Below are 26,864 nucleotides of genomic sequence, written 5' to 3'. Positions count from 1 at the left end.
AAAGGCTTTAATATAGTTATGAATATTGATAACGTTTTTTCCCTATCGACCGCTCAAGAAAGTATTTACTTTGACCAAATAATAAAACCTAATAACCCATGTTATAATCTAGGTTGTGTTGTTCGTTTGAAGAAAGCTGATTTTTATCTATTACAGCAAGGATTAAATGAATTAGTAAGTAAGTTCGATATGCTTGGTGCGCGATTATTCTACCAAGAAAAAGAGTTAGTCCAAGGTTTTGGTTATTATGATAGTTTCCCGTTAGAGTTTCATGATTATTCTACTGTTGATAATGCCAAAGAAATAGTTGAGTCTCTCACAAAAGAACAGTTTGATCGGGTCTTTACGTTGGGAGAAGACCGACTAATTGAATCTTGTCTATATCGTATTAGTGAGGATGAACATGTGTGGTGTTTAAGAATGCACCACATCTTAGCAGATGCACTCGGTATTGCATTTTGGGTAGAAAATGTCAGAAAGTTAGCGCTTGGTCAGGAGATCGAAGCATTCAATACAATCGGTTCATTTCGAGATGTTATCGTCGCTGAGCAAACCTATTTAGAATCTGAGAAATATAATCAAGATGCACAGTATTGGCGAGAAAAGTTTCAGATATTACATGAGCCAATGCTCTTACCTAATTTTTCGGACCAAGAAAGAATAGGGACAACACTGAGTCACCGTGTGACTATTGAATTAGATGAATCACTTCGTAATGCTTTGATGACTAGAGCAAAACAGCTAGGTGGAGAGATTAATCAACTAGGCCTTGCTGCGTTGCTAATTTATTTCTCTAAAGTTGCACAACGCAATGACGTTGTTGTTTCTACTCCTATTCACCGCCGTCGTAGTAGAGAGCAACGTAATACGGTTGGTATGTTTACTACCGACCTCCCAGGTTGCTATGAACTAAACGCGAGTCAAACACCTGCTGAGCTTATTAAGGCTATAAGTAAAGAACAGCGTAAGAATATGAGGCATCAAGCCTTCCCGATGCATCATTTGGGGCGAATGTTGAATCTTGTAGCACATGGGCGAGATTTCTTAACTGAGGTTGTTTACAACTATGTCCCATTGGGTTTTGATATCGAAAGTATGTCAACGAATGCGGAGCGAGACCCTCTTCATATTCGCCTGACAGACTACGGTGCTAATTCTTCATTGACACTGGATGTGTATTGTCGAGACGAATATGTTAGTAAGGACGAAGCTTACCAAATAGGGAAGCGCTATATCCATGTTTTAGAGCAACTAGCTAAGCAAGAAGAATCACACTCATTGCAAGATATTGAAGTGATTACTCAGGCTGAACGAGACACGTTGCTTACGGATTTCAATGATACTAGCAGAGAAGAGCTGCTTGAACACAGTTGGCCTGAATTATTTGCAAAGCAAGTTGCAAACACGCCAGACGCTATTGCTGTGCAGCAAGATGGGGACTGTTTAAGTTATCGTGAGTTAGATAACACATCAAATCGTGTAGCCAATGCCTTAAGAATGAAAAATATAGGATCAGGAAATCTTGTTGGGGTACTAGAGCATAGGGGGCTTGATTTCTTAACTATGCTAGTTGGTATTATTAAGTCAGGCGCCGCGTGGATACCTTTTGATCCAAATCACCCTTCACAACGTTGGTTAGATGTTCTGGGTGAAAGTGAACCTGAGATGTTGTTGGTTGGTGACTCTATGATGTTAGAGCACCGAGTTATGAAGCGTAAATGGCGCAAGGAAAAGGTTAATACACTTGCTGAGCTAATACTAGAGTGTGAAAGTGAATCACCTATTGAAGTTTACCCCAGCTTACAAGATTTGGCCTATGTAATTTTTACTTCCGGCTCTACTGGTAAGCCTAAAGGTGTGATGATTGAGCATGCTGGTTTGATTAACAACATGCTAGCTAAATTTAAACCGCTATCATTAACTCATGATGATGTTATTGCACAAACCGCTTCCCAGTGCTTTGATATATCAATTTGGCAAAACTTAACCGCGCTATTATTAGGGGCGCGGGTAAATATCGTCCCAAATGATATTTGTCGTGATCCTAATGCCTTACTTGAATACTTAAACAAGTATGAGGTAACCATCTGGGAACCTGTCCCCTCAATGATAGACGCTGCGCTTGCGTATAAATTACCGCTAACTTCTTTGCGTTGGGTCTTACCTACCGGTGAAGCATTAACAGCACAATTAGTTGAGCGTTGGTTCCAGCGTTATGCTGAAATCCCGCTGATGAATGCTTATGGGCCTGCTGAGTGCGCTGACGATGTGGCTTTTCAGCCGATCCATAGTCCAGTTGAGCGTGTGTTAATTGGTAAGCCTGTTGCAAATGTTCGATTACATATTGTTGATAATCACCTCGCATTACTTCCGATTGGTGCCGTGGGTGAAATTGCTGTGTCAGGGCCTATCGTCGGACGTGGTTACTTGAATCTGCCAGAACAAACGGATGCTACTTTTGTGGCCAACCCTTTTGCTCAAGATGATTTAGATACTCGGCTATATTTGACAGGCGATCTCGCGCGTAGGTTATCCGATGGTAGTCTTGAATATATAGGGCGCAAAGATCATCAATTAAAAATTAGGGGCTATCGTATCGAACCTGGTGAGATTGAAAGTGTACTTCAAAGTCATGAGTCTGTACGTAAAGTTGTTGTTGATGCAAAGCCTGATAAGTTCCAGCAACTGTGTTTAGTGGCTTATATTGTTACTAATAGTGCAGTGGATCTACACAAAGTCAGAGAGTTCCTAAAAGGGAAATTGCCAAATTACATGATACCTCAGGCAATCGTCGAGATAGCACAGCTGCCATTAACTGCCAATGGTAAGGTTGACCGTTCCGCATTACCTGAGCCAATGTTTGAAGAAAAAGGTGAATTTATAGAGCCGAAAACGCAAACAGAAGAAAAATTGGCTCATATATGGATGGAGTTACTTAACCGTGAGCGTGTGAGTACCCATGCTAACTTTTTTGAACTGGGTGGGCATTCTTTATTAGCTTCTCGTTTGGTATCTGTAATTCGTGAGGCTTGGCAGGTTGAACTGTCGATAAAGACTGTGTTTGAAACAGACTCTTTAGCCGATTTAGCAATAACAATTGAACAGGCTAGCCAAAGTGAATTACCAAGAATAGGTAAAGCTCCACATGGTGAAAGTTTACCGCTTTCGTTTGCTCAGCAAAGGCTATGGTTTATTGATCAGGTCGAAGAAAGTGCGACTGAATATAATATGGCCGCAGCATTTCATATTGATGGAGTGTTAAATACAGCCGTACTATCTGATGCATTAAAGCACATAGTTATGCGCCATCATGTACTACATACCGTTTATCTAGAAACGGGTAATGTGATTGAGCAGGTACGTTTATCTGATGTTGATTTTGTGTTGGAACAGCAAGATCTTTCTCTACTTGATACTGAAGCGCAAGAAAATGATTATACAGCACAACTTCGGGCGCAAATCCTTAAGCCGTTTGATTTGAGCTGTGACTTAATGCTCAGAGCTAAACTGCTCAAATTGGCGGACACGCGTTATTACTTAATTCTTACTGTGCACCATATCGCCTCTGATGGATGGTCTAAGAAAGTGTTGATTGATGAGTTGTCAGCATTATATACAGCGTTTATCAAAGATCAAAATGATCCATTAACACAGTTAGAAATTCAATATTCGGACTATGCACATTGGCAACGAGCTTGGTTGGTAAGCGAACGCTTACAATCGGAGCTAAGTTTCTGGAAGAAAGAGCTACAAGGGCTTCCACCAGTGCATACTATACCTTTGGATAAACCTCGCCCAGCGGTACAGAGCCACAACGGTGAAATGCTATCTGCTACTTTGTCACCCGCTACAAGCTTAGCGGTGCAGCAATTTGCAAAAAACAATAACGTTACACTATTTATGTTGTTAAATGCGGCGCTGGCAAGCTTATTGAGTCGCTACAGCAACGAGGAAGATATTGTTGTTGGCACGCCCACAGCAAATCGTGATCAGACGCAAGTAGCGCCGTTGGTTGGCTTCTTTGTTAATACTGTACTGATGCGTTCAGATCTTTCTGGCGATCCTTCTTTTAGTGAGTTGCTAAGTCGTTCTAAAGAATGTGCACTGAATGCTTTTAGCCATAGTCAGCTCCCTTTTGACGCGATTGTAGAGGCGCTTCAACCAACACGTAGCTTGAGTTATAACCCACTATTCCAAGTGATGCTGGCATTGCAGAATAATGAGCAAAGTGAGATCAATCTACCTGAAGCCTGCTTAACTGAAATGCCTATTGATAACGTTCGGTCTCAATTTGATTTAAGCCTTGAAGCACAACAGAATGGCGATTACTTACAGTTCAATTGGACCTGGGCAACAGATCTTTTTGAAAAGCGCAGTATTGAAGCTATGTCGGTGCAATTTAATCGACTACTAGAAAGTGTTATTTCTGAACCAAATCTAAAGATAAGCGACATACCTTTAATCAACGAATGTGAACGCCAGACATTACTAGATAAATGGAATGGCAGCGTGCAAAGCTCTGTGAGCACACAGTGCATTCATGAACGCTTTGAAAGTCAGGCGAATGAGCGCCCTGACGCAATAGCGCTAACGATTGAAAGTGAAGCTATTAGTTATGAGCAACTAAATAAGCGGGCAAACCGACTGGCACATTATTTAATCTCACAAGGTGTGGGTGCAGATATGTTAGTTGGGCTTTGTGTTGAACGCTCAGCAGAAATGATTGTGGGTATACTTGCCATTTTAAAAGCAGGTGGAGCCTACTTACCGTTAGATCCAGCTTACCCTGAAAACCGACTTACTCATATGCTAGAGGATTCAGGTGTAAACATTATTTTGTGTCAGTCTCACTTAGAATCAAAGCTGCCTCTGGAGCAGCAGCTTATTTTACATATTGATGACCAGCAGCGGTTGTTAACTTATCCGGATACGAATCCACAAAATAGCACAACCTTAAATAATTTGGCTTATGTTATCTATACCTCCGGTTCGACAGGAAAACCCAAAGGTGTAATGGTTGAGCATCAGCAGATAAGTCGTTTATTTGAAACCAATGCTGCCGATTTTCGTTTTAATCATACTGATGTTTGGACGTTGTTTCACTCATATGCATTCGATTTTTCGGTATGGGAAATCTGGGGAGCATTGTCATTTGGTGGACGTTTGGTGATTGTGCCACATTGGGTTGCTCGTTCTACACCAGAATTTTATGACTTGTTAGATACAGAAAAAGTAACGGTATTGAACCAAACTCCTACCGCATTTGGTCATTTAATTAATGTCGATTTGGAGCAGTGTAAAGCACTGTCATTACGTTGTGTGATATTTGGAGGTGAAGCGCTCAATTTGAATGCATTAGTTCCTTGGATTGAGCGTCATGGTGATGGGAAACCAGAGTTGGTTAATATGTATGGCATTACAGAGACGACAGTGCATGTTACATATCGTCGTATTTATCGTAGTGATATAGCGTTGCGTGGGAATGCGAGTTTGATCGGCGCGCCTTTAAATGACCTATCAATATATCTTTTAACACCCTCCTTAGACTTAGTACCTGTCGGTGTCCCCGGAGAAATGTATGTTGGGGGGAAAGGTGTTACCCGTGGATATTTGAATCGAAAAACACTGACCAATGAACGTTTTATTGTAAACCCATTTAATGCCTGTGAGCGCTTATATCGCACCGGAGACCTTGCACGCTATCGCACAGATGGAGAATTAGAATATCTTGGGCGATGTGATCAGCAGGTAAAAATAAGAGGTTTCAGAATTGAATTGGGTGAAGTCGAATCATGTTTACTCGGCTTGCCAGAAGTGATTGAAGCGGTAGTGGTTGCTAGAAATGAGCCATTGCAATTAGCAGCATACTTCGTTATGTCCAAAGATGTTTCGTATGATGAGTCGTCGTCTATCATCTTTGTTCGTGATGCATTAAGTGCTCAATTGCCTGAGCATATGGTGCCATCAGCCTTCGTAAAGTTAGAGAAGCTACCAATAACAGCGAACGGTAAAGTTGATAAGAAAGCACTGCCAGAGCCATTTTTTATGGGCCACGATGAGAATAATTATGTTGCACCTAAGAGCGAAATTGAACGAGTTTTGTGTGATGTGTGGCAGGCTGGATTGCAGATTGAAAGTGTGGGTATAACGGATAACTTTTTCCATATTGGTGGGGATTCAATTCGTGCAATATCAATTGTTTCTGCAAGTAAAAAAGCGGGCCTTAACTACTCAATCAGAGACTTATTTGCATACCCAAATATTCATAGTTTGGCAAATGCGATTGAAGAGAAGCGAACTCAGGTGATTGATTCTCAAAGTGTTTCTCCATTCTCATTACTTAATGCAACTGAGAAAAACTGGCTTGATTCTCACCCACAGCGCGCGCGGCTAGTTGATGCGTATCCGCAGTCCACTTTACAACAGGGAATGATAGTACATAACTTGCTTGGTATGGAAACGGGGATGTATAGAGATGTATTTGGTTTTCACCTAAAAGCACGTTGGAACTTAACGTATTTTGAGCAAGCTGTTGCGGCGTTGGTTGCTGAGCACGAATCTTTCCGCACTGTATTTTGTAATACGACAGAGCGCCCTTTGTTACTTGTATTTGAAGAGTTAGCTATACCGTTTGAATATCGAGATTTACGCGAATTAAATCACCAGCAGCAGAAGGACGATATAGCGAGCTGGACCGAGCAAGACAATATTACAGGGTTCGATTTCGACTCTACGCTATGGCGGATTGTTGTGCATCATTTAAAAGATGATGAGTTTTATTATCAAATTATTTTCCATCACTCATTATGGGATGGTTGGAGTGTTGCTAATATTAATACAACGCTCTTTAATTATTACTCGACACTATGCAATGGCGGCTCACTGCCTGAGCCAAGCTCGGTGCTATCTTATAGTCACTTTATTGCCGCAGAGCAAAATGCAATTGAAAGTGCTGGATCAGAGCAATATTGGAAAGAAAAGTTACAAGATGCTCAGCTGCCTTGGTGGGCAACTGCAGAGCAGGAAGGGCAGCGCCTCTTAACTTACAAGTTCTCTTCAACTCATAATGAAAAAATCAAAGCGCTAGCGCACCAGCTAAATGTGCAAGAGAAGAGTGTTCTGTTAGCTGTTCATACAACATTGTTAGCTTTAATTAGTGGTAATTCAGATGTGACGACTTCTGTTGTGGCAAATGGACGCCCAGAAGTTGAAGGCAGTGAACGCGCACTAGGATTATTTTTAAACTCGTTACCTTTACGTGTTAAAGATTTCAAGTTGAGTTGGTGTGAGTTAATACGCCAGCTAAATGGCGAGCTGTTAGACTTGATGGAGCATCGCACATACCCACTTTCTGCTATACAGGATGCTGTAGGTATGGAGTTTTCGGCCTCCTTGTTCAATTACATTGATTTTCATGTTTATAAAAATATGGGAGATGAAATTCAAGTTGTAGCGGTTGATGATTTTGAGATGACAAACTATCTATTTGACGCCAATTATAGCAGAGATCCGCTAACGAACAGCCTAGAAGCCAGTATTAGCTTAGACAGTGGCTGTTTTGATGAGGGGTTTTCCGAGCGCATTCACAATTATATAGACAATATTGTATCGACGCTTGTTGAGCGACCAGAAAGCCAAGTTAATATGCTCGAATACCTAGGCGAGCAGGAGGTGGCGCATTCACTGGTTAATTGGAATAACACATCGGATCCATCTCTTATGTCTGTTAGCTGGCCTGAACTATTTGCAAGGCAGGTTGCAAAAACTCCTGATGCAATTGTTGCAACGTGTAAAGGCCAACACTTAACGTTTGCTGAGCTTAATGATGCTTCTGAAATCATTGCGAAGAACTTATGCCATCATGGTGTTCAAGTTGGCGATATTGTTGGGGTGTTAGACCACCGTGGGCTTGATTATTTAGTGATGATGGTTGCAGTGTTAAAATCAGGGGCAGCTTATCTGCCTTTAGATCCAGAACAGCCGTCCAATCGCTGGCTGCAAATCATAGGTGATAGTCACCCTGCGTTAATCCTGGTGGGTGATAAGCTTCCAAAAGAGGCAAGTTGGTTAAATAGTAACTGGAAAAGTGAGAACGTATATTCTTATTCACAACTAACTACTTCGCAATATGTTGACCAGATAACCTTAAGCTTCCCTAGTTTGAATGACTTAGCCTATATTTTATTTACCTCTGGTTCGACAGGTACACCAAAAGGGGTCATGGTAGAGCATCGTGGTATGGTAAATAATATGCTCTCTAAAGTAGCTCCTCTTTCGCTGACAAAAGCGAGTGTGATAGCACAAACCGCTTCTCAGTGCTTCGACATTTCTGTATGGCAATTCTTAACAGCACCAATAATTGGTGGAAAGCTCAGCATTGTACCAAATGAAATAACGCAGGATCCTCAAGCATTGTTGGATCATTTACGGATTAGCCAAATAACTCACTGGGAGCCAGTTCCCTCAGTGATGAAAGCTGCATTGCATTATAACGTTGAGTTGCCGAGCTTAAAGTGGGTATTGCCAACGGGTGAGGCTTTAACCCCTGTATTGGTGAAGCAGTGGTTTACACAGTACCCCGAAATCCCATTAATGAACGCTTATGGCCCTGCCGAATGTTCAGATGATGTTGCATTCCAACCAATTAGTGGACCTGTAGATCGTGTTCTTATTGGGAAGCCGATTGCTAATGCCCGCTTGCATGTTGTAACACCTGATTTAGCACTTGCACCAATAGGAGTGGTTGGTGAGTTGGCTGTTTCTGGACCTGTTGTAGGTCGAGGGTATATCGGTTTACATGACAAAACGAAGGAAGTTTTTATTGATAATCCATGGCCACAAGACGCTTTTGATTCGAAGATGTATTTGACAGGAGATCTTGTGAAGCGAGATATCGATGGCAGTTTGGAGTACCTTGGCCGAAAAGATTTCCAAATAAAAGTTCGTGGTTATCGAATTGAAACAGGCGAGATAGAGTCGGTGTTAACACGCCATGAATTGGTTAAAGATGCGGTTGTGGTGTCAGCATTGCGCGATGAAGATGATTATCAACTCGTTGCCTATGTCGTTATGGATACTCAGGAGGCACAGGCTGTAATTGGTGTTACCGAGTTAAAAGATTACTTGCGTCAGTATTTACCACATTACATGGTTCCAGCCATCATTATGCAGTTAGACAGCTTTCCTTTATCTACAAATGGCAAGTTAGATCGTAATGCGTTACCTGATCCTGATATAAATAATCAGAGTGAGTATGAAGCGCCGACCACAGACATAGAAAAAGGTCTGGCTGCTGTGTGGGAGCAGTTACTTAAGGGTCGAAAAGTTGGTCGTAATGATAACTTCTTTGATATCGGTGGACACTCTTTACTCGCGACAAGGATGATAAATGAGATTCGAGAGTTGTGGGCTGTAGAACTGCCTCTTAAATCTGTTTTTGAAGCCAGTTCAATCTCAGATATTGCCAGTATGATTGAAAATGCTAAAGAGTTAGAAACACTGAGTGATGATGTTGATTTGGATAATTTATCTGAAGAAGAGTTAGATCGCTATTTGGAAATGCTGTCTGAGCAAGGTGTGGAGGTATAATCATATGAAGACAAGTGAAAATAATTACAACGTAGAACAACGTTCTGCAATTGATGAGAAGCGCGCAAAACTAAAAGCATTAATGGCAGCGAAAAAGTTGAAAGAAAAATCTGCTGCTCCAAAAATGGTTAAATACCATAAGGAAGGTAGCATTATACCGTTGTCTTTCACTCAGCAACGATTATGGAACATTGACCAGATACAAGAAGGCAGCGTTGAGTACAACATGCCAATTGTTTTGCGATTAAAGGGTAACTTAAACCATGATGCATTGACGTGGTGTTTTAACACGATTGTTAATAGACATCATATTTTACGCACCACATACCATGCGCAAGATGGAAAGCCGTATCAAGTCCTTCAAACTGAATATGAGTTTGCTTTGCCCTGTAAAGATTTTTCTAACATGGAACGTGACTCTCAAAAAGATGCGTTAGAGAGCCAAGTTGAACAGGTATTAGGGTTACAGTTTGACCTCTCTGAGGATCTTATGATCCGAGGAGAGCTTATCAAGTTAGATGATGATGTATATGTTTTGATTCTTGTTATGCATCACATTGCATCTGATGGATGGTCGCAAGGGATTATGGTCAATGAGCTTATGGAGTTATACATAGCTTACACTCAAAATAAGGAAGATCCGCTGCCAAGTATCGAGTTGCAATATAGCGATTATGCTTGTTGGCAAAGAGAGTGGCTAACAGGGGAAGCGCTGAAACAGTTGAGCTCTTATTGGACAAACCTTTTGGCGGGTATACCGGCTCTGCATAGTTTACCAACTGATTTTCCTCGCCCTCCTCAGCAAAGCTATCGGGGGAAGCAACTTGATCGAACGCTACCGAAGCCAACATTAGCCGCTTTAAACCAGCTTGCCCGCAAGCATAATACGACTTTGTTTAGCGTGTTAAATGCTGCGTTAAGTTGCCTTATCGCACGTTATAGCGGCGAGACAGATATCGTTATTGGGACACCCGTTGCTAATCGAGATAACGTTGATGTGCAAGCGATGATTGGAAGTTTTATAAATAATATAGTGCTTCGCACCGATGTCTCTGAGCCTCAGTCTTTTGAGCAGTTATTGATACACACTAAGCAGCAATCGCTGGCATCATTTGCTCAACAACATATGCCATTTGATACGTTGGTGGAAAAGTTGCAGCCAGAGCGAAGCCTTAGTTTTCATCCAATATTTCAAATTATGCTAGTGTTGCAAAATAATGATATTGGAGAATTAGCGCTACCAGGCTTAGAGATTGAAGTCGACATGTTAGACGATAATTATGCTCGATTTGACATAACATTAGAAGCCAAAGAGTCGGATCAGGAGCTGACCTTTAATTGGGTATATGCAACTGATCTATTCACTGAAGAAAGTATTTGTCAGCTTGCAGATAGCTTTAATGTCATGTTACAAAGCATCGCTAACCTGCCAGAACAACAAATTCAAAGGTTACCTTTACTAGTGCCATCTGACGAAGAGCTTATTCTAAATCGGTTTAATCATCAGCAACAGCCATTTGAAGATGAGATCTGTATTCATCAGTTATTTGAGCGGCATGTATTACATAATGGTGACGCCATTGCAGTTACCTCGCAGCAGCAAGTATTGACATATAATGAGCTGAACCAAAAGGCGAATCAATTAGCGCATTGTTTAGTGGAGCAAGGCGTTAAGCCAGACACATTAGTAGGTTTATCTTTAAACCGCTCAATCGATATGCTAGTCGGTATTCTGGGTATATTAAAAGCGGGCGGAGCGTATGTCGCTATGGATGCTAAAAATCCCGATGAACGCCTGCAATATATGCTCGATAATAGTGGTGTAGACATCGTTGTTACACAGCAAGAGTTTGCTGCTCGCTTTGCATCACAGCACATCATTGCTATGGATGAAAGTCAAACATTGGCAAGATTAAACGGCTTTGCTGTAACGGCACCTAAGCTGGCGGTTCCCTTAACGTCAACTAATCTTGCGTATGTGATTTATACGTCAGGCTCAACAGGCACGCCTAAAGGGGTTATGTTAGCGCATGTGGGAGCAGTAAACTTAATTCAAAATCAAAAGCCTATGTTTTCTGTTGCCGCAGAAAGTCACGTTCTCCAGTTCGCCTCGCTGGGGTTTGATGCTGCAACATGGGAATGGATGATGGCGTTGTCAAACGGTGCTAGTTTGCATATATGTTCTGACAATATGCGTATAGATACAGAAGCGTTGGCGGATTTCCTATTACAGAAAAAAATTACACATGCGCTTTTGCCGCCCTCTTTACTTGCTCACCTAGATTTTGAACGAGACTATTGTTTTGATGCACTGATCGTCGGTGGAGAAGCCTGTGAACAATCACTTGCTTGGAAATGGGCTGAAAAGTTTCCTTTATACAATGCTTACGGGCCATCCGAAAGTACGGTTTGCGCTTCGATTTGTAAAGTATTACCAAATCAAACCGTAGCGATAGGGTACCCGTTAAATAACTTATCCTTATATGTATTGGATGCAGAAGGGCAAATCTTACCCGCTGGGGTCGTGGGCGAGTTGTACATTTGCGGTGTTGGGTTAGCTAGAGGTTACTTGAATCGAGAGGATTTAACCGCGGAAAACTTTTTCCAACAAGAGCTAGGCTATCAGCGCTCTGAACGAATGTATAAAACGGGTGATTTAGTGCGCTGGTTACCGGATGGCCGCTTAGTATTTATGGGACGGGTCGATGATCAGGTTAAGATCCGTGGTTTTAGAATCGAACTTGGTGAGATAGAAGCCACTTTGACAAAACACCGTGAGGTTAAAGATGCGGTAGTCCTTGCACATACCGAAGAGGGAGATACACAGTTAGTTGCTTGGGTTGTAGTGGATAGCAAAAAGTTAAACGGTAGTATGACTGTTAATGAACTGACTGCTCATGTGAAGCAATATCTACCACATTATATGGTACCAAGTGCATTTGCGTTGATGGATGCATTACCGTTGACGGCCAATGGTAAGGTGGACAAAAAAGCATTACCAAAGCCACAAATAATCGAGTCGAATGAGTTTGAGGTCGCTGAAACCAATACTGAACGTGCGTTAGCCGAGATTTGGTGTGATTTACTTAAAGTCGATTCTGTTGGCAAGCAAAGTAACTTTTTTGCTTTAGGTGGGCACTCATTAATGGCGACTAGGTTGCTCGCATCTTTAAAAGCAACTTGGTCAGTTGACCTTAATATTAAGCTTATTTTTGATGCTCAAACATTGCAAGAGCAAGCTAATAAAATTGATGAAGCACTCGGGGCATCAGAGACTTTAGCAATGCCACCCATTTTACGCGTGCCAGATAATGTTCTCGCACCGCTGTCATACTCTCAACAAAGGTTATGGTTTATAGACCAAATGCAATCTGGCGGCAGTGAATACAATATGCCCGCTGCGATAAGGCTTCAGGGAAGATTGGATGTTGAAGCGCTGGAAAGGGCATTGGTGAGGATCGTTGATCGACATGAAATATTAAAAACAGTCTACTTGGAGCTTGATAACTCAGAACGTGGAGAAGGCGACTTACAGCCGTTCCAAAGTTTATTGCCTAACACTGTTCAGTTTTCAATTGATAAAACGAATTTAATGGCTTTGAATGATGAACAGCAAGTACAGGCTATTTCGCACAAAGGTGCAGAGCAAGCGTCAAAATATTTTGATTTAAAACGCGACTTTATGATCCGTGCTGAATTGTTGATACTTTCTGAGCAAGAGCATGTATTGCTGTTGACTCTCCATCATATTGCTTCGGATGGTTGGTCTGTCGGGCTGCTTATTGATGAATTGTCAAAGCTTTACTGTGCGTTTACATCAGACTTGCCAGATCCACTTGCACAACAACCAATCCAATACCGTGACTATGCACACTGGCAGCGAAATTGGCTGCAAGGTGACGTGCTGCAAACGCATTTGGAATACTGGCGTACGCAGTTGGCTGGGTTACCTCAAGTTCACAGTTTGCCGCTTGACTATCAGCGACCAATGGAACAACGATTTCAAGGAGCTCAACTTAAACAGTTTATAGAGTCAGGCACTCTAGAGCGTTTGCAGGCTTTATCACAGCAAAATAATGCGACTTTATTTATGAGTCTACACGCACTGTTCTCTTACCTTTTAGGTTTGTATAGTGCAGAGCAAGATATCGTAGTGGGAGCACCTGTTGCCAACCGTGATCAATTAGAAACATCGAGCTTAATTGGGTTTTTTGTTAATACTGTTGTATTAAGGCTCGACCTATCTGATAACTCGAGCTTTGAGGTGTTGCTAAAACGTAGCAGGGAAACACTGTTATCTGCATGGGAGCATCAGCAAGTACCATTTGAAGCTCTTGTAGATGAATTACAACCCGAGCGCAGTCTCAGTCATAATCCGTTATTTCAGATAATGCTGTCACTAAATAACATTGAGTTAAAAGAGCTAAGCCTGAATGACGTAGTATTATCACAAGTAGAGATAGAGAGTCATACTGCGCAATTTGATCTTACGCTTGATGCGAGTGAGTCAGAAACCGGTTTAGAGTTGGTTTGGGAATATAATACTGAGTTATTTAAGCAAGAAACGATCACTGCAATGATGCAGTTATTCGCTCAGCTTGTCGACGTTGTAACGACAACACCAGCAATCCCACTGGCATCATTAGAGTTGCTGGCAGAAAGTGATGAGCACTGTCTGCAAAATTGGACTCATACTGAACAAGAAGGTGCGGTAGAGCAAACGCTGCTTGAGATGTTTAATGAGCAGGTGAACGACTGTGCTCATACTACGGCAGTGGTTTCTGGCGGTACGCGTTTAACGTATGCTGAGTTAAATGCCCAGGCGAATCAATTAGCAAATCTTTTAATACAAAGAGGAGTGGGTAACGGAGTATTGGTCGGCTTATGCTTGCCTAGAAATAGCAATCTCATTGTTGCTATTTTAGCGATTATTAAAGCTGGGGGGGCATACTTACCATTGGATCCCGCTTATCCCCCAGCGCGACTAGAACACATGGTGAATGATTCTGGTGTGTGTTTGGTTATCGCTGAGTCAGCGAACGTATCAAGTCTTGCTAATAAAGATCTTGAGTTTGTACTACTTGATGACAACATGATCGTTGAACAATTAGAGATGCAATCATCGACTTTAGCGACGTTGGCGACATCAGAAGCTGCACAAAACTATGTGATCTACACATCTGGCTCTACCGGGATGCCCAAAGGGGTTAGTGTCAGTCGTAAAGCGTCATCAAAGCACATCAGCTCTATTAATAAATACTATCAGGTACAATCCGACGATAAATGTTTATTGTCAGCCTCTGTTAATTTCGATGCAGCTTTTGAGCAAATTTTTGTTCCACTTACACATGGTGCTGAACTGCATGTTCTTGAATTACAAAATATGTCGGCTCAAGCATTCGGTCTTTATTTGCGTGAACATGAAATTACAATTGCTGATTTACCTCTGGCATATTTAAGCCAATACCTGAATTATTTACGCTCTTTAGAGAAGCCTATCAGTGGTAGTAAAAATACTGAAACTCGTGCCTTGAAACTCTTAATTGTTGGTGGAGAGGTTATTCCTAAGGCATTAGTCGAAGATTGCTATCACAGCAATATTTGTCAGCGTTTTATTAATGCCTATGGTCCGACAGAGGCATTAGTTACAAGTACAGTGTGTACAATAACTGAAAATGACTTAGCGGCTTTAACGACGCTTCCTATTGGTCAAGCGTGCGGTGACCGCAAACTGTATGTTGTTAGTACTGAACTAAAGCGTGTTCCAGTTGGTGTGGTTGGCGAGCTGTTAATAGGAGGTGGCTGCTTAGCTGATGGTTATTTAGGCCATGAGTCACTGACAAAAGCGCGTTTTTTTGCTGATCCCTTTAGTCCTGTTCTAGGTGATAAAGTATATAGAACGGGAGATCTGGTTCGATTCAGACGGGACGGTCAGTTAGAGTTTATTGGTCGTGTTGATGAGCAAGTTAAATTGCGAGGCTTCCGTATAGAACTTGGAGAAATTGAAACAGCACTCATTAGGCACCCACAAGTAAGTCAAGCTGTAGTAGTAATAAGAAAGAGTAACTCAGGGGTGGATCAACTTGTCGCTTATCTTGTTACTGAGTGTGAGACTGCGCTTAGCTCTGTCATGTTTAAATGGCTGAGCAATACGCTACCTGAGCATATGGTTCCGTCTATCTATGTTTCACTTGACGAATTACCGTTAACGGCGAGCGATAAAATTGATAGAAGAGCACTGCCAGAAGTTGATCTAGAACAGCTGGTGGAATTTATAGCACCTAATACAGAAACCGAGCAGCAACTATCTCTCATTTGGCAGTCGCTCCTATCGGTCACAGTGGTTGGCTGTGAGAGCAATTTCTTTGCGCTAGGAGGCCATTCGTTGTTGGCTGCAAGGTTAGCTTCTCAGATCCGTGACGTGTGGCAAATTGAGCTTGCAATAAAAACGATATTTGAAGCACAAACCTTAAGACAGCTTGCATTGCAAATTGACGCGATGTTAGCGATGGGTCGTAATAATGAAGCCGTGATGCCCTTGTTGGTAAGGCCGAAAGAGCATAACTTGCCGTTATCCTTTGCCCAACAACGCTTATGGTTTATTGATCAATTAGAAAGTGATAGTTGTGAATACAATATGCCCTCGGCGTTTGAACTTGTTGGTGAGCTAGAAGTTGATGCCCTGATACGTGCAATGAATATAATTATAGAGCGACACGAAGTGCTTCGCACTATTTATGTTGAGCAGGGACGAGATGTAGTTCAAGTTGTGTTAGAAGAAGTATCTCTTGAAATTGACGTTTTTGAGTTGAGTTCTTTGTCTGATAGTGCTCAGAAAAAGAAGGTTGCAGAATATATCAACCAAGAAACAGAGACTCCGTTTAATCTAAGTCAGGATCTCATGTTGCGTGCGAAGCTATTAAAGCTTACTGCGGATAATGGCATGCAACAGAAACATGTGTTACTGGTAACGCAGCATCACATTGCTTCAGATGGCTGGTCTGTAGAACTGATGATTACTGAGTTAAGTACCCTATATAACGCCCTTGTTAATGGTCATGCTAACCCGCTCTCACCACTTCTATATCAATATGGCGACTATACATATTCGCAACGCCGTTGGTTGAAGGATAATCAATTAACTGAGCAGGTAGACTATTGGGTTAACTATTTACACGATTTACCACCGGTGCACAGTTTGCCATTAGACAAGGCTAGGCCGTCAGAACAAAATTACCAAGGGGCACAATTCGATTGTCGATTGGAACGCGATTTATCATTGTCAGTCAAGCGCTTGGCACAAGAAAATAATGCAAGTTTGTTTATGCTGTTAAATGCCGCTTTTTCTGCTTTGTTGAATCGTTACAGTCGTGAGTCTGATATTGTTATCGGCTCCCCTGTCGCCAATCGTGAACAATCTGCGCTAGAGCCAATTATTGGCTTCTTTGTTAATACCTTAGTGATACGTACTGATGTTGATAGCAAACAAAGCTTTGTGTCGCTTTTGGCACAAAGCCGAAAAAATGTGATGAAAGCGTTGTCGCATCAACAGGCACCATTTGAAGCAATTGTTGAGCGATTACAGCCAAGTCGTAGCCTCAGTTATAATCCGTTGTTCCAAATTATGCTGTCGGTTGAAAACAACAGCCGTAATGAGGTCGAACTACAGGGGTTACAGGTAAGCATCTTAGAGCAGGATGAATGTTTATCTCAATTTGATCTCTCTTTAAATGTTGTTGAATCAGACGATGAAATTCAATTCAATTGGGAGTATGCGACAGCGCTGTTCGAGCATGAGAGTATTGTGCGTATGGCAAGGAACTTTACACAATTGCTTGCAGAAATCGTATCCAAGCCAGAAGCGCCACTGTGTGACCTGTCTATTTTGAGTAGTGAAGAGCGTACCCAAATACTGAATGAATTTAACGGCAAGTCAATTGATTATCAAGGCGAGATGTGTATTCATCATCGTTTCGAACAACAAGCTAGCCGTACGCCCAATGAAATTGCAGTAGTGGGAGATGATGATTGTCTTACGTATCTGGAGTTAAACATGAAGGCGAATAAACTTGCACATTACTTACGAGAGCAGGGAGTGTGTGCTGGTCAACTGGTCGGCATATATGCACGTCGGTCGCCTTCGTTTTTAGTCGCAATCATGGCCATTATGAAGGCCGGAGGCGGCTATGTACCGTTAGATACGGTGAATCCATTAGAGCGCATCCGTTACATGTTAAGTGATTCGAGTATCAATGTTCTATTAACGGAACAAACGCTGCTAAATGAACTTGAAGAAAGTGTTGATGGCAAGTTAACACAGCAGGTATGGCTGCTAGAGGGGGAACCGCATAAGTTGGATAATTATGATCATAATAACCCCACTTGGTGCAATACACCCGATGACTTGGCATATATGATTTACACTTCTGGTTCAACTGGGTTACCTAAGGGGGCTTTAGTGCATCATGCTGGTGCAATGAACCATATTCTAGCTGAATTTGACGTGCTCGGGTTTATGGATGAGCAGGGAGAGTTATTACCTCGAAACTTTTTACAAAGTGCGGCTTCTTCTTCTGATGTGTCTGTTTGGCAGTTTTTAGCGCCACTTATGTGTGGTGGTAAGACTGTTATTTTGGACGACATGACGAATACCGAGAAAATGCTTAAGTTGTTACAAAACCATCAAGTTCATCTTATGCAGGCAGCTCCTGTTGTACTGCAATTATTTGTGGATCACCTGAAAAAGTTAACGCCTTCGCAATCCGCGCTAACCCATTTACAGTGGATGATGATTATTGCTGAAGCTGCACCTGTACCTCTTATTAACCAGTGGTTTGATCTTTATCCAGCAATTGCGATAATGAATGGCTATGGTCCAAGTGAAGCGTCAGATGACATTACCGAGTATGTTATTCGTGAGCACTTACCAGCCTCGCTACCTAGTATCCCCATCGGTAAGCCTTTGCCGAATTTAACTATGTATGTTTTAGATAACAACCTCCAATTGCAACCAATGGGAGTGCCGGGTGAGTTATGTGTCTCTGGTGTTGGAGTTGGCCCTGGATATTGGAACAATGCACAACGTACAGCGCAAAGCTTCGTACAAAACCCCTATTTTGAATTAGAAGGCAGTGAAGTACATGGTAACAGGCTCTATCGCACTGGAGACCTTGGCCGGTGGTTACCCAATGGTAATTTAGAGTTTATGGGAAGGATCGATAACCAAGTTAAAGTACGTGGGTTCAGGGTTGAGCTTGGTGAGATTGAAGCTAACTTAGCCAAGCTAGAGCATGTCGGTGAGTGTGCGGTAATTATCCGCAAGGATAAGCTTGGCCAGAACACAATTGCAGCTTATTTAGTTGTAAAAGGAGAAAATACGCTTACAGCAGCTCAGTTACGTAATGCGTTGTCAAAGGTGCTGCCAGATTATATGTTGCCGTCAAGCTTTACTATTCTTGACAAAATGCCGCTAAACGCAGCTGATAAAATAGATCGAAAGGCATTACCAGAGCCTACTATTGCAGGTCAGAGTGAATATCGCGCACCTACCAGTAAAACAGAAATAATGTTGGCCACAATGTGGTCTGAGCTATTGCAGATTGAACAAGTAAGTGCCGATGCTAACTTTTTTGAGTTAGGAGGGCATTCACTGCTTGCAGCACGTCTAGTCTCTCAGATCCGGGAAGTTTGCAAGATTGATATTCCAGTCAGGGCGGTGTTTGAAGCGCAAACATTAATCGCACTTTCTCACACGATTGATCAAGCGACTACGGGGAATACGTCACGAATAGTAGTAACGCAAGAGGAAATAATACCGTTATCTTTTGCACAGCAAAGAATGTGGTTTATTCAGCAGGCTGATCCTGATGGGTGTGAATATAACATGCCTTCAGTTTATCAGCTCAGTGGGTCTGTGGATGTTGATACACTACGCCAAGCACTGTCTTGTATTGTTAGTCGTCACCATGTCTTGCACACATGCTTTGTGTTGCGAGATGGTGAGCCTACTATTGAGCGTAATCTCAATCATGAGTTTTCGTTACCGTTAATCGACCTTGCTGATTATCCTGAGGATGAACAATCAAAGGCTGTTAAAGAGTGGGTGGATAAAGAGTCAGAGACTGCGTTTGATCTGAGCTGTGACATTATGCTGCGTGGTGTGATATTACGTTTAAGCGAAACGCACCACATATTACTTATAACGATGCACCATATTGCCTCGGATGGATGGTCAGAAAATGTTTTACTGTCGGAACTTGCAGAATTATATACAGCAAGGATTGACGGCAAAGAGAGTCAATTAGATGAGCTTGAGATCCAGTATGGCGACTATGCATATTGGCAGAGAAGCTGGTTGCAAGATAATCTACAGCGCGATTTGGATTATTGGCTGGCTCATTTGGCGGACTTACCACAGATCCACAGCTTGCCGCTCGATCATGCGCGTCCAGAAGAGTCTAGTTATCGCGCCGCTCAGTTTACCAGTATATTAAATGTAGATCTCTGTTGTGATTTAAAATCCTTAGCACAGCAAAATAATGCTAGCTTATTCATGGCTCTTAATGCGGTGTTCTCTGCATTATTAAGCCGCTACAGTGGCGAGTCTGATATTGTAATTGGTGCGCCAATTGCAAATCGTGAGCAGTTTGAAGTTGCCCCATTAATTGGCTGTTTTATCAATACACTGGTGCTGCGCACGGATCTTTCTTCTGATCCATGTATGAATGAACTTTTGAGCCAGAGCCGTGAGCTTATTTTAGAAGCATTTGAACATCAGCAATTACCATTTGAAATGCTGGTAGACAAGTTGCAGCCTGCGAGAAGTATCAATTACAATCCGTTGTTCCAAGTTATGTTGTCGTTAGATAACAGCTCAGAAGATACTGTGGAATTACCCGGTTTAGACATTCAAGCACTAGAGCAGACATTCAAAACCGCACAGTTTGATCTCAGCTTAGATATCAGTGAAAGTAATGGTGAACTGACGTTGGTATGGGATTATGCCGTTGATCTGTTTAATGCAACTACAATTGAAAATATGGCAGGGCACTTTAACCAGCTACTTAGTGCACTAGTTAAAAATCCGAATAAGCCTTTAAGCAAAATCTCAATGCTAACGTTAGATGAGCAACGTAACATTCTAAATGAGTTCAATGGCAAGACGGTTAAGTATCTTGGGGAACCTTGCATTCATCAAAGGTTCGAACAGCAGGTAAATGCTCATGCTGATAATATGGCTGTTGTTGGAGATAATACGAGCCTTACTTATTTGGAGTTAAACAAAAAAGCAAACCAGTTGGCGCATTATTTACGCGAGTCTGGGGTTGAGAAAAATACGTTAGTCGGCATATATGCGAAACGCTCACCGGAGTTTCTCATCAGTATCTTGGCGATAATGAAGGCAGGAGGAGCCTACTTACCGCTTGATCCTGTTAACCCACAGGAACGGATTGAGTACATGTTGTTGGATTCGGAGCTAACTCTGTTGATTAGTTCGCAGGAACTCCTAAGCAAGCTTAGTTTGGACGATTCGATAAAGACCTTGGAAATGGATAATGGCTTTGCAGAGTTAGCTAAGTGGAGTGATGAAAACCCCGTATGGTGTAATAATGGTGATGACTTAGCCTATATGATATACACGTCGGGCTCTACTGGGCACCCTAAAGGAGCTTTAGTGCATCATGCTGGTGCATTGAATCACATTGATGCTGAATTTGATGTGCTTGACTTTATGGATGACAGCCAAAAACTGCTAGCAAAAAACTTTTTACAAAGCGCCGCTTCATCTTCGGATATATCAGTGTGGCAATTCCTCGCCCCGTTAATGTGTGGAGGCAAAACGGTTATTCTAGATGATATGAGTAATATGCCGAAGCTATTGAGGCTTTTACAGTCCAATGATGTACATTTGATGCAGGCAGCACCTGTAGTACTTCAATTATTTATTGATTATTTAGAGACCTTGCCTGAGTCTGAACGTGGTCTAAATGAGTTACAGTGGATGATGTCAATTGGTGAAGCCGCAGCGGTACCGTTAGTCAATCATTGGTTGACACTGTACCCAAAAATTCCAGTGATGAATGGTTATGGCCCCAGTGAAGCGTCGGACGATATTACAGAATACGTAATTCGCGAAACGTTGCCGCTATCGACTCCGAGTATACCGATAGGCAGACCTTTACCAAACTTAACCATGTATGTATTGGATAAAGGATTACAGCTTCAGCCGATAGGGGTGCCAGGGGAGTTATGTGTTTCTGGTGTTGGTGTTGGTAAAGGTTACTGGAAAAATCCAGAGCGAACTTCTCACAGCTTTGTGGCAAATCCTTATTCTGAGTATCAAGGTGTTGAAGTACATGGAAATACCCTATACAAGACTGGAGATTTAGGGCGTTGGTTACCAGATGGCACCATTGAGTATATTGGTAGAATAGATAGTCAGGTAAAGGTTAGAGGGTTTAGGGTTGAAATTGGTGAAATTGAAGCCGCGTTAGCTAAAGTGGAAGGGGTCTGTGAATGCGCTGTAATTATCAGACAAGATAAACACGGCAACAATTTTCTAGCTGCTTATATAGTAGACAAAAGTAAGCAGCTTGATGACATGTACTTACGTCACGAGTTAAGACAATCATTGCCAGAGTATATGATACCAGCTAGTTTTACTCTCATGGGTGAAATGCCATTGAACGGTGCGGATAAAATTGATCGTAAAGCTTTACCAGAGCCGACTTTTACATTCTGTGAAGATTTTGTACAGCCTTGCACTCCTACTGAGCGAAAACTTGCAGATATTTGGTGTAATATACTTGGCTTAGAGGAAGTGAGTCGGAATGCAAATTTCTTCAATTGTGGTGGTCACTCGATTATAACCGTAAAGTTACTGACAAAAATTACGCAACAATTTAATCGCAATTTAAGTGTTAGAGATATTTTTGAAGTAGATACACTGGCATCTTTAGCACTGTTAATCGATAGTGAAAATGAAGAAGAAACAGGTGTTAACTCTCTGCTATCTAGATTGCATCAAGGGGAAGCTGATTCGCCAACGGTTTACTTTATTCCTGCGGCGGGGGGGCTCGCTTTGGCATATATGGACATTGCTTCTGCAGCAAATAAAAGGTTTAGTGTTATGGCTTTTGATCATCGAGGAATTCTTTCAGACGCAGAGCCTCACCAATCAATTTCAGAAATGGTAACAGACTTTGTATCTGAGATACGAAAGCAGCAGGCTTCTGGTCCTTACTTTATTGCTGGTCATTCTTCAGGCGGGCAGGTGGCTTATGAGGTTGCTTTAGAGTTGCAAAAACAAGCAGAGAGTGCAGTTTCAATACTTATTGACAGTTATATTCGTCCGATAAATGAAGAAAGTTTGCCAGTCCAAAGTTCCTCTGAACCTACTCTTGAAGAAGAAGAGGAGGCCGCCGCGGAAATTGTCGAAATGTTTTTGAATAGAAGTAGCAAAACCAGTAACTCAGGAACAGAAACTGGCACGGAGCTTCTTGAACGTTTCTTTGAGGACAAGGCACTTACTCACCGTTTCATTGGGGTAAGTAAAATACATGAAACGTTATCTGAAGAGTATTGCCCGACGGGAAGCTCTCGCGATGATGTTATTTTACTATACGCTAATGAAGAAAATGGTGGAATAGAATGTGAGGATAGAGCGCTGTTAACCGCAGCAACGGTTTACTCACGTTCTGTTTCTGGGAACCATAACTCTATGCTGCTAAACCAAGGAGCAATTGATATCGCAAATCATATTACCCAATTTATCTCAGAGGTTGAGTCGTAGCTAATAAGTGATTTTGAGTGTCCAATATAGCATTAGCTAAATTGGGCACTTGATAGTCAAAATCCTTGTGTAAATTATGTGCTTAAAATGATTTTTAGGTAATCTACACATTTTAACAAATTAGGTCTGTTGTGGTGGTTCGTTATTAGTATAATGCCCAACAGAATAAATAGGGACAAGATAGGTCTTATGGACATAAAAATGAAGGCTACGCATACTAATAAACCAAACGGTACGGGTTTAGCGCGAATAATTAAAGCAACACGTTGCTCAGCACAAGGAATGCAAGCTGCTTACAAAGAAGAATCTGCATTTAGGCAAGAAACTTGGCTATTTTTTTTCAGTTTACCTTTATCAATCCTCATAGTTGAAAGTGTCGCACAGTGGGCATTATTGCTTAGTTGTATTCTTTTAGTGTTAGTTATTGAGCTTATCAACTCAGCAATTGAGGCTTTGACTGATAGGGTAGGTTTGGAGTACCACATGTTATCAGGACGTGCAAAAGACATGGCCTCGGCTGCTGTGACACTGACATTAGTGATTTGCTCATTAATATGGATCGCAGCTGCTATTGGATGGTACCAGCGTTTAAATTAAGTATTCATTTTAAGGTTCTTAAGAATAAGTCAAGTTTTTGAGCTAAGAAGTTAAATTAACTTTTGTACCTGAAAAGTCAGGGCACTTTATGTGGTTGTATACTTTTCATAGAAATAATATTTTTAATTATTAAGGATAATTTATGTGCGTAATTCTAAAATTTTTACTGAGGAAAGGTAAACAGATCTCAGCGCTGAGTTTGTTAATTCTTTGGTCAAGTTGTACTTTGGCATATGAAGTGTTGCCGTTTAAAGACAAAGTATTAGATGACTATAAAAACTTTTATCAATTTGATCGTTTTACTCGTATCGCGGGCGTTGGTGCGGTGGCTGGAATCGTAGCTAATAGCTCAATCGATCAGGAGGTTTATGACTGGTATCAAGAAGATATTCGTTCAGATAAAACTGATGACATTTCTAAAATAGTGAAGTATGCAGGGGAGGGGAAGTACCTTTTACCTTTATCATTTTTAGCTAGTCAAGCAATGAACTTTGATTCGGATTCAAAAGTGGGCGCTTGGGGAAGTGATGTTGCTAGAGCATATACTTTAGGGTTACCATTCGTTTGGTCTACCCAGTACCTTACTGGTGCATCTAGACCCATTGAGCTTGATGGATCTGATTGGCGACCTTTTGAAGATAATAATGGTGTGAGTGGTCATGCATTTGTAGGGGCAGTGCCCTTTCTTGCAATCGCAAGAAACACAGATAATGATTACATAAAATACTTTGCTTATTTTGCTTCAGGTCTTGCAGCGTGGTCTAGGGTTAATGATGGAGCTCATTATACATCTCAGTCTATTTTAGGATGGTATTTTGCTTATGAAGTAATGGATGCAGTGCAAAAAACCAACTCTATTGATAATGATAAGCTTAATTACTCTATTCAACCAATTATTGGTGGTGATATAGTCGGAGTGAGTGTTCAATTGACCTGGTAATAATTAGTTTTGTAACCAATAAAAAGAGTGTCTATATAAGTCAGATAAAAAGCAAAGAGTTGTTGATTTTTATCTAATTAAAACCCGTATGCTAATTGATCTGGATAAGGCTTTTTGAATGAAATACATACAGGTCTTTTTTTGGTTTTTAATTAAGTCGGGATGATATCTAAATAGACACTAAAAGGTTTTATTACTTTTTTATTGGTTACCGTATAATTACCTACCATTATGTATGCTACAGGAACTTGTTATGAATTTACCCACGACACTTAACTCTTTTAAGTCTTTGCCATCAAAGACGCTTATTTTAATCATTTCGCTTTATTTTACCCTTATCTTGAATTCGCACATGTTGCTCGAATACAGTCAAAAGATATTAGGTTCAGACGAGCCTGACTATTTTGTGCTTATTACGCTTCCATTTGTAATATTTTTTCTCATGGTTGTGATATTTAGCTTTCTCGTATCAAGATATGTTTCTGTAGTTATTCCTATATTAATTGTTTTTTCAGCAGTAGTTTTTTTCGCTACAAAAGAATATGGAATTGTATTTGATAGTACAATGTTTCAAAACTTCTATGAAACGGATGCATCGGAAGCATCAACATATTTTAATGTTAATTCATTTATATCTGTGATGATTCTAGGTGTAATACCTGCAGTATTATTTTTGTTAATTAAAGTTGAATATAAGCCTTTCTTAGTTGAGTTAAAGGAGCGTTTTTTTGTAATATTGGCTTCTTTGGTTGTTATATTATCTATTATTTTTTCTCTGTATCAAAACTATGCTTCTTTTGTAAGAAATAATGAACAATTTAAACGTTCTGTAATTCCAACATATTATGTCAGTAGTTTAATAAAATTTACAAATAATGAGTTTTTTAGTGAGCCATTAAAGTACATAAGTCTTGGTAATAATGCTGTAAAAAAACTACCTCTGGGTAAAGAAAAGCATAATCTAGTAGTATTTGTTTTGGGTGAAACCGCCAGAGCCGCGAATTTTCAATATAATGGATATGCTAGAAGTACCAATCCGTATTCTTCTCAATATGAAATTGTTCCGTTTCAAAATGTATCATCTTGTGGCACAACAACTGCGGTTTCTGTTCCTTGTATGTTTTCAAATATGGAACGAGAAAATTACTCTCGAAATCAAGCTAAAAATTCTGATAATGTTGTTGATATCTTAAAGAAAGTAGATGTTGATGTTACTTGGATTGAAAATAATTCAGGGTGTAAAGGTGTATGTGAACGGATCAAAACGATTGAAATACCGACAGGCTCAAAGAATGAACATTGTGATGGCTTCTACTGCTTCGATGTTGCGTTGTTGAAAGAGTTAAAAGCAGAACTTAGCATACCATTGCAAAGAGATAAGTTCATTGCGATGCATATGATCGGAAGTCATGGGCCAACTTACTATAGACGTTATCCTGATGAATTTAAGAAATTCACACCAGACTGTCCGAAGAGCGATATTCAAAACTGCAGCAATGAGGAATTAGTAAATACATATGATAATACTATATTGTATACAGATTATATTTTGAGTGAGACTATAAACACATTATTAGCCCTAGATGAACAGTATAATTTATCTATGATTTATGTTTCGGATCATGGGGAGTCTTTGGGAGAAAGTGGTGTTTACTTGCATGGGATACCGTATTCTTTTGCTCCAAGTGAACAAACGAAAGTTCCGATGTTATTTTGGATGAATCAGCGCTTTTCTGAGCAGAATTCATTAAACTTTGAATGCCTAATGGGTGAAGCAAAGGAGTTGACTTATTCACATGATAATATATTTCATAGCATACTTGGTTTGATGAATATTCAAACAAGTGAATATTCTGAAGAGTTAGATCTATTTAGTCGTTGTCGAAACTAGGGCTTGTTGACCAATATTTAGCCATTGATTTAATTGGTTTCTCTGGGCCGTGGCCT

The 26,864-nt window shown here is 41.0% G+C and carries 5 protein-coding genes; all 5 read left to right on the top strand.

What is annotated here, in order from left to right; translation table 11 throughout:
- Nucleotides 1-18 precede the first annotated feature (18 nt).
- On the top strand, nucleotides 19-9,588 hold the full coding sequence (locus PVK79_RS18820; protein ID WP_257323974.1) for a non-ribosomal peptide synthetase: 9,570 nt from the start codon (nucleotides 19-21) through the stop codon (nucleotides 9,586-9,588).
- 4 nt (nucleotides 9,589-9,592) lie between these two features.
- Complete coding sequence (locus PVK79_RS18815; protein ID WP_257323973.1) at nucleotides 9,593-23,380, top strand: non-ribosomal peptide synthetase; 13,788 nt, start codon at nucleotides 9,593-9,595, stop codon at nucleotides 23,378-23,380.
- Between the two features lie 189 nt (nucleotides 23,381-23,569).
- A complete protein-coding gene (locus tag PVK79_RS18810) occupies nucleotides 23,570-23,977 on the top strand; it encodes a diacylglycerol kinase (protein ID WP_257323972.1) in 408 nt (135 codons plus the stop codon).
- A 226-nt stretch (nucleotides 23,978-24,203) separates the two neighbouring features.
- Entirely contained in the window at nucleotides 24,204-24,917 is a 714-nt protein-coding gene (locus tag PVK79_RS18805; protein ID WP_274803929.1) for a phosphatase PAP2 family protein, read from the top strand.
- Between the two features lie 253 nt (nucleotides 24,918-25,170).
- Nucleotides 25,171-26,808, top strand: a complete 1,638-nt coding sequence (locus tag PVK79_RS18800; protein WP_257323970.1) for a phosphoethanolamine transferase — start codon at nucleotides 25,171-25,173, stop codon at nucleotides 26,806-26,808.
- The last annotated feature ends 56 nt before the right edge of the window (nucleotides 26,809-26,864 follow it).

This window comes from Pseudoalteromonas rhizosphaerae (assembly GCF_028885455.1).
Classification (GTDB): Bacteria; Pseudomonadota; Gammaproteobacteria; order Enterobacterales; family Alteromonadaceae; genus Pseudoalteromonas; species Pseudoalteromonas rhizosphaerae.
The sequence above is the reverse complement of the archived record's forward strand: the minus strand, read 5'-3'. Positions and strand labels throughout refer to the sequence as shown.

Bases quoted from the DNA above. Each gene is read 5' to 3' on its own strand.
- PVK79_RS18810 (WP_257323972.1), top strand. From the start codon at position 23,570: ATGGACATAAAAATGAAGGCTACGCATACTAATAAACCAAACGGTACG.
- PVK79_RS18815 (WP_257323973.1), top strand. From the start codon at position 9,593: ATGAAGACAAGTGAAAATAATTACAACGTAGAACAACGTTCTGCAATT.
- PVK79_RS18800 (WP_257323970.1), top strand. From the start codon at position 25,171: ATGAATTTACCCACGACACTTAACTCTTTTAAGTCTTTGCCATCAAAG.
- PVK79_RS18820 (WP_257323974.1), top strand. From the start codon at position 19: ATGAATATTGATAACGTTTTTTCCCTATCGACCGCTCAAGAAAGTATT.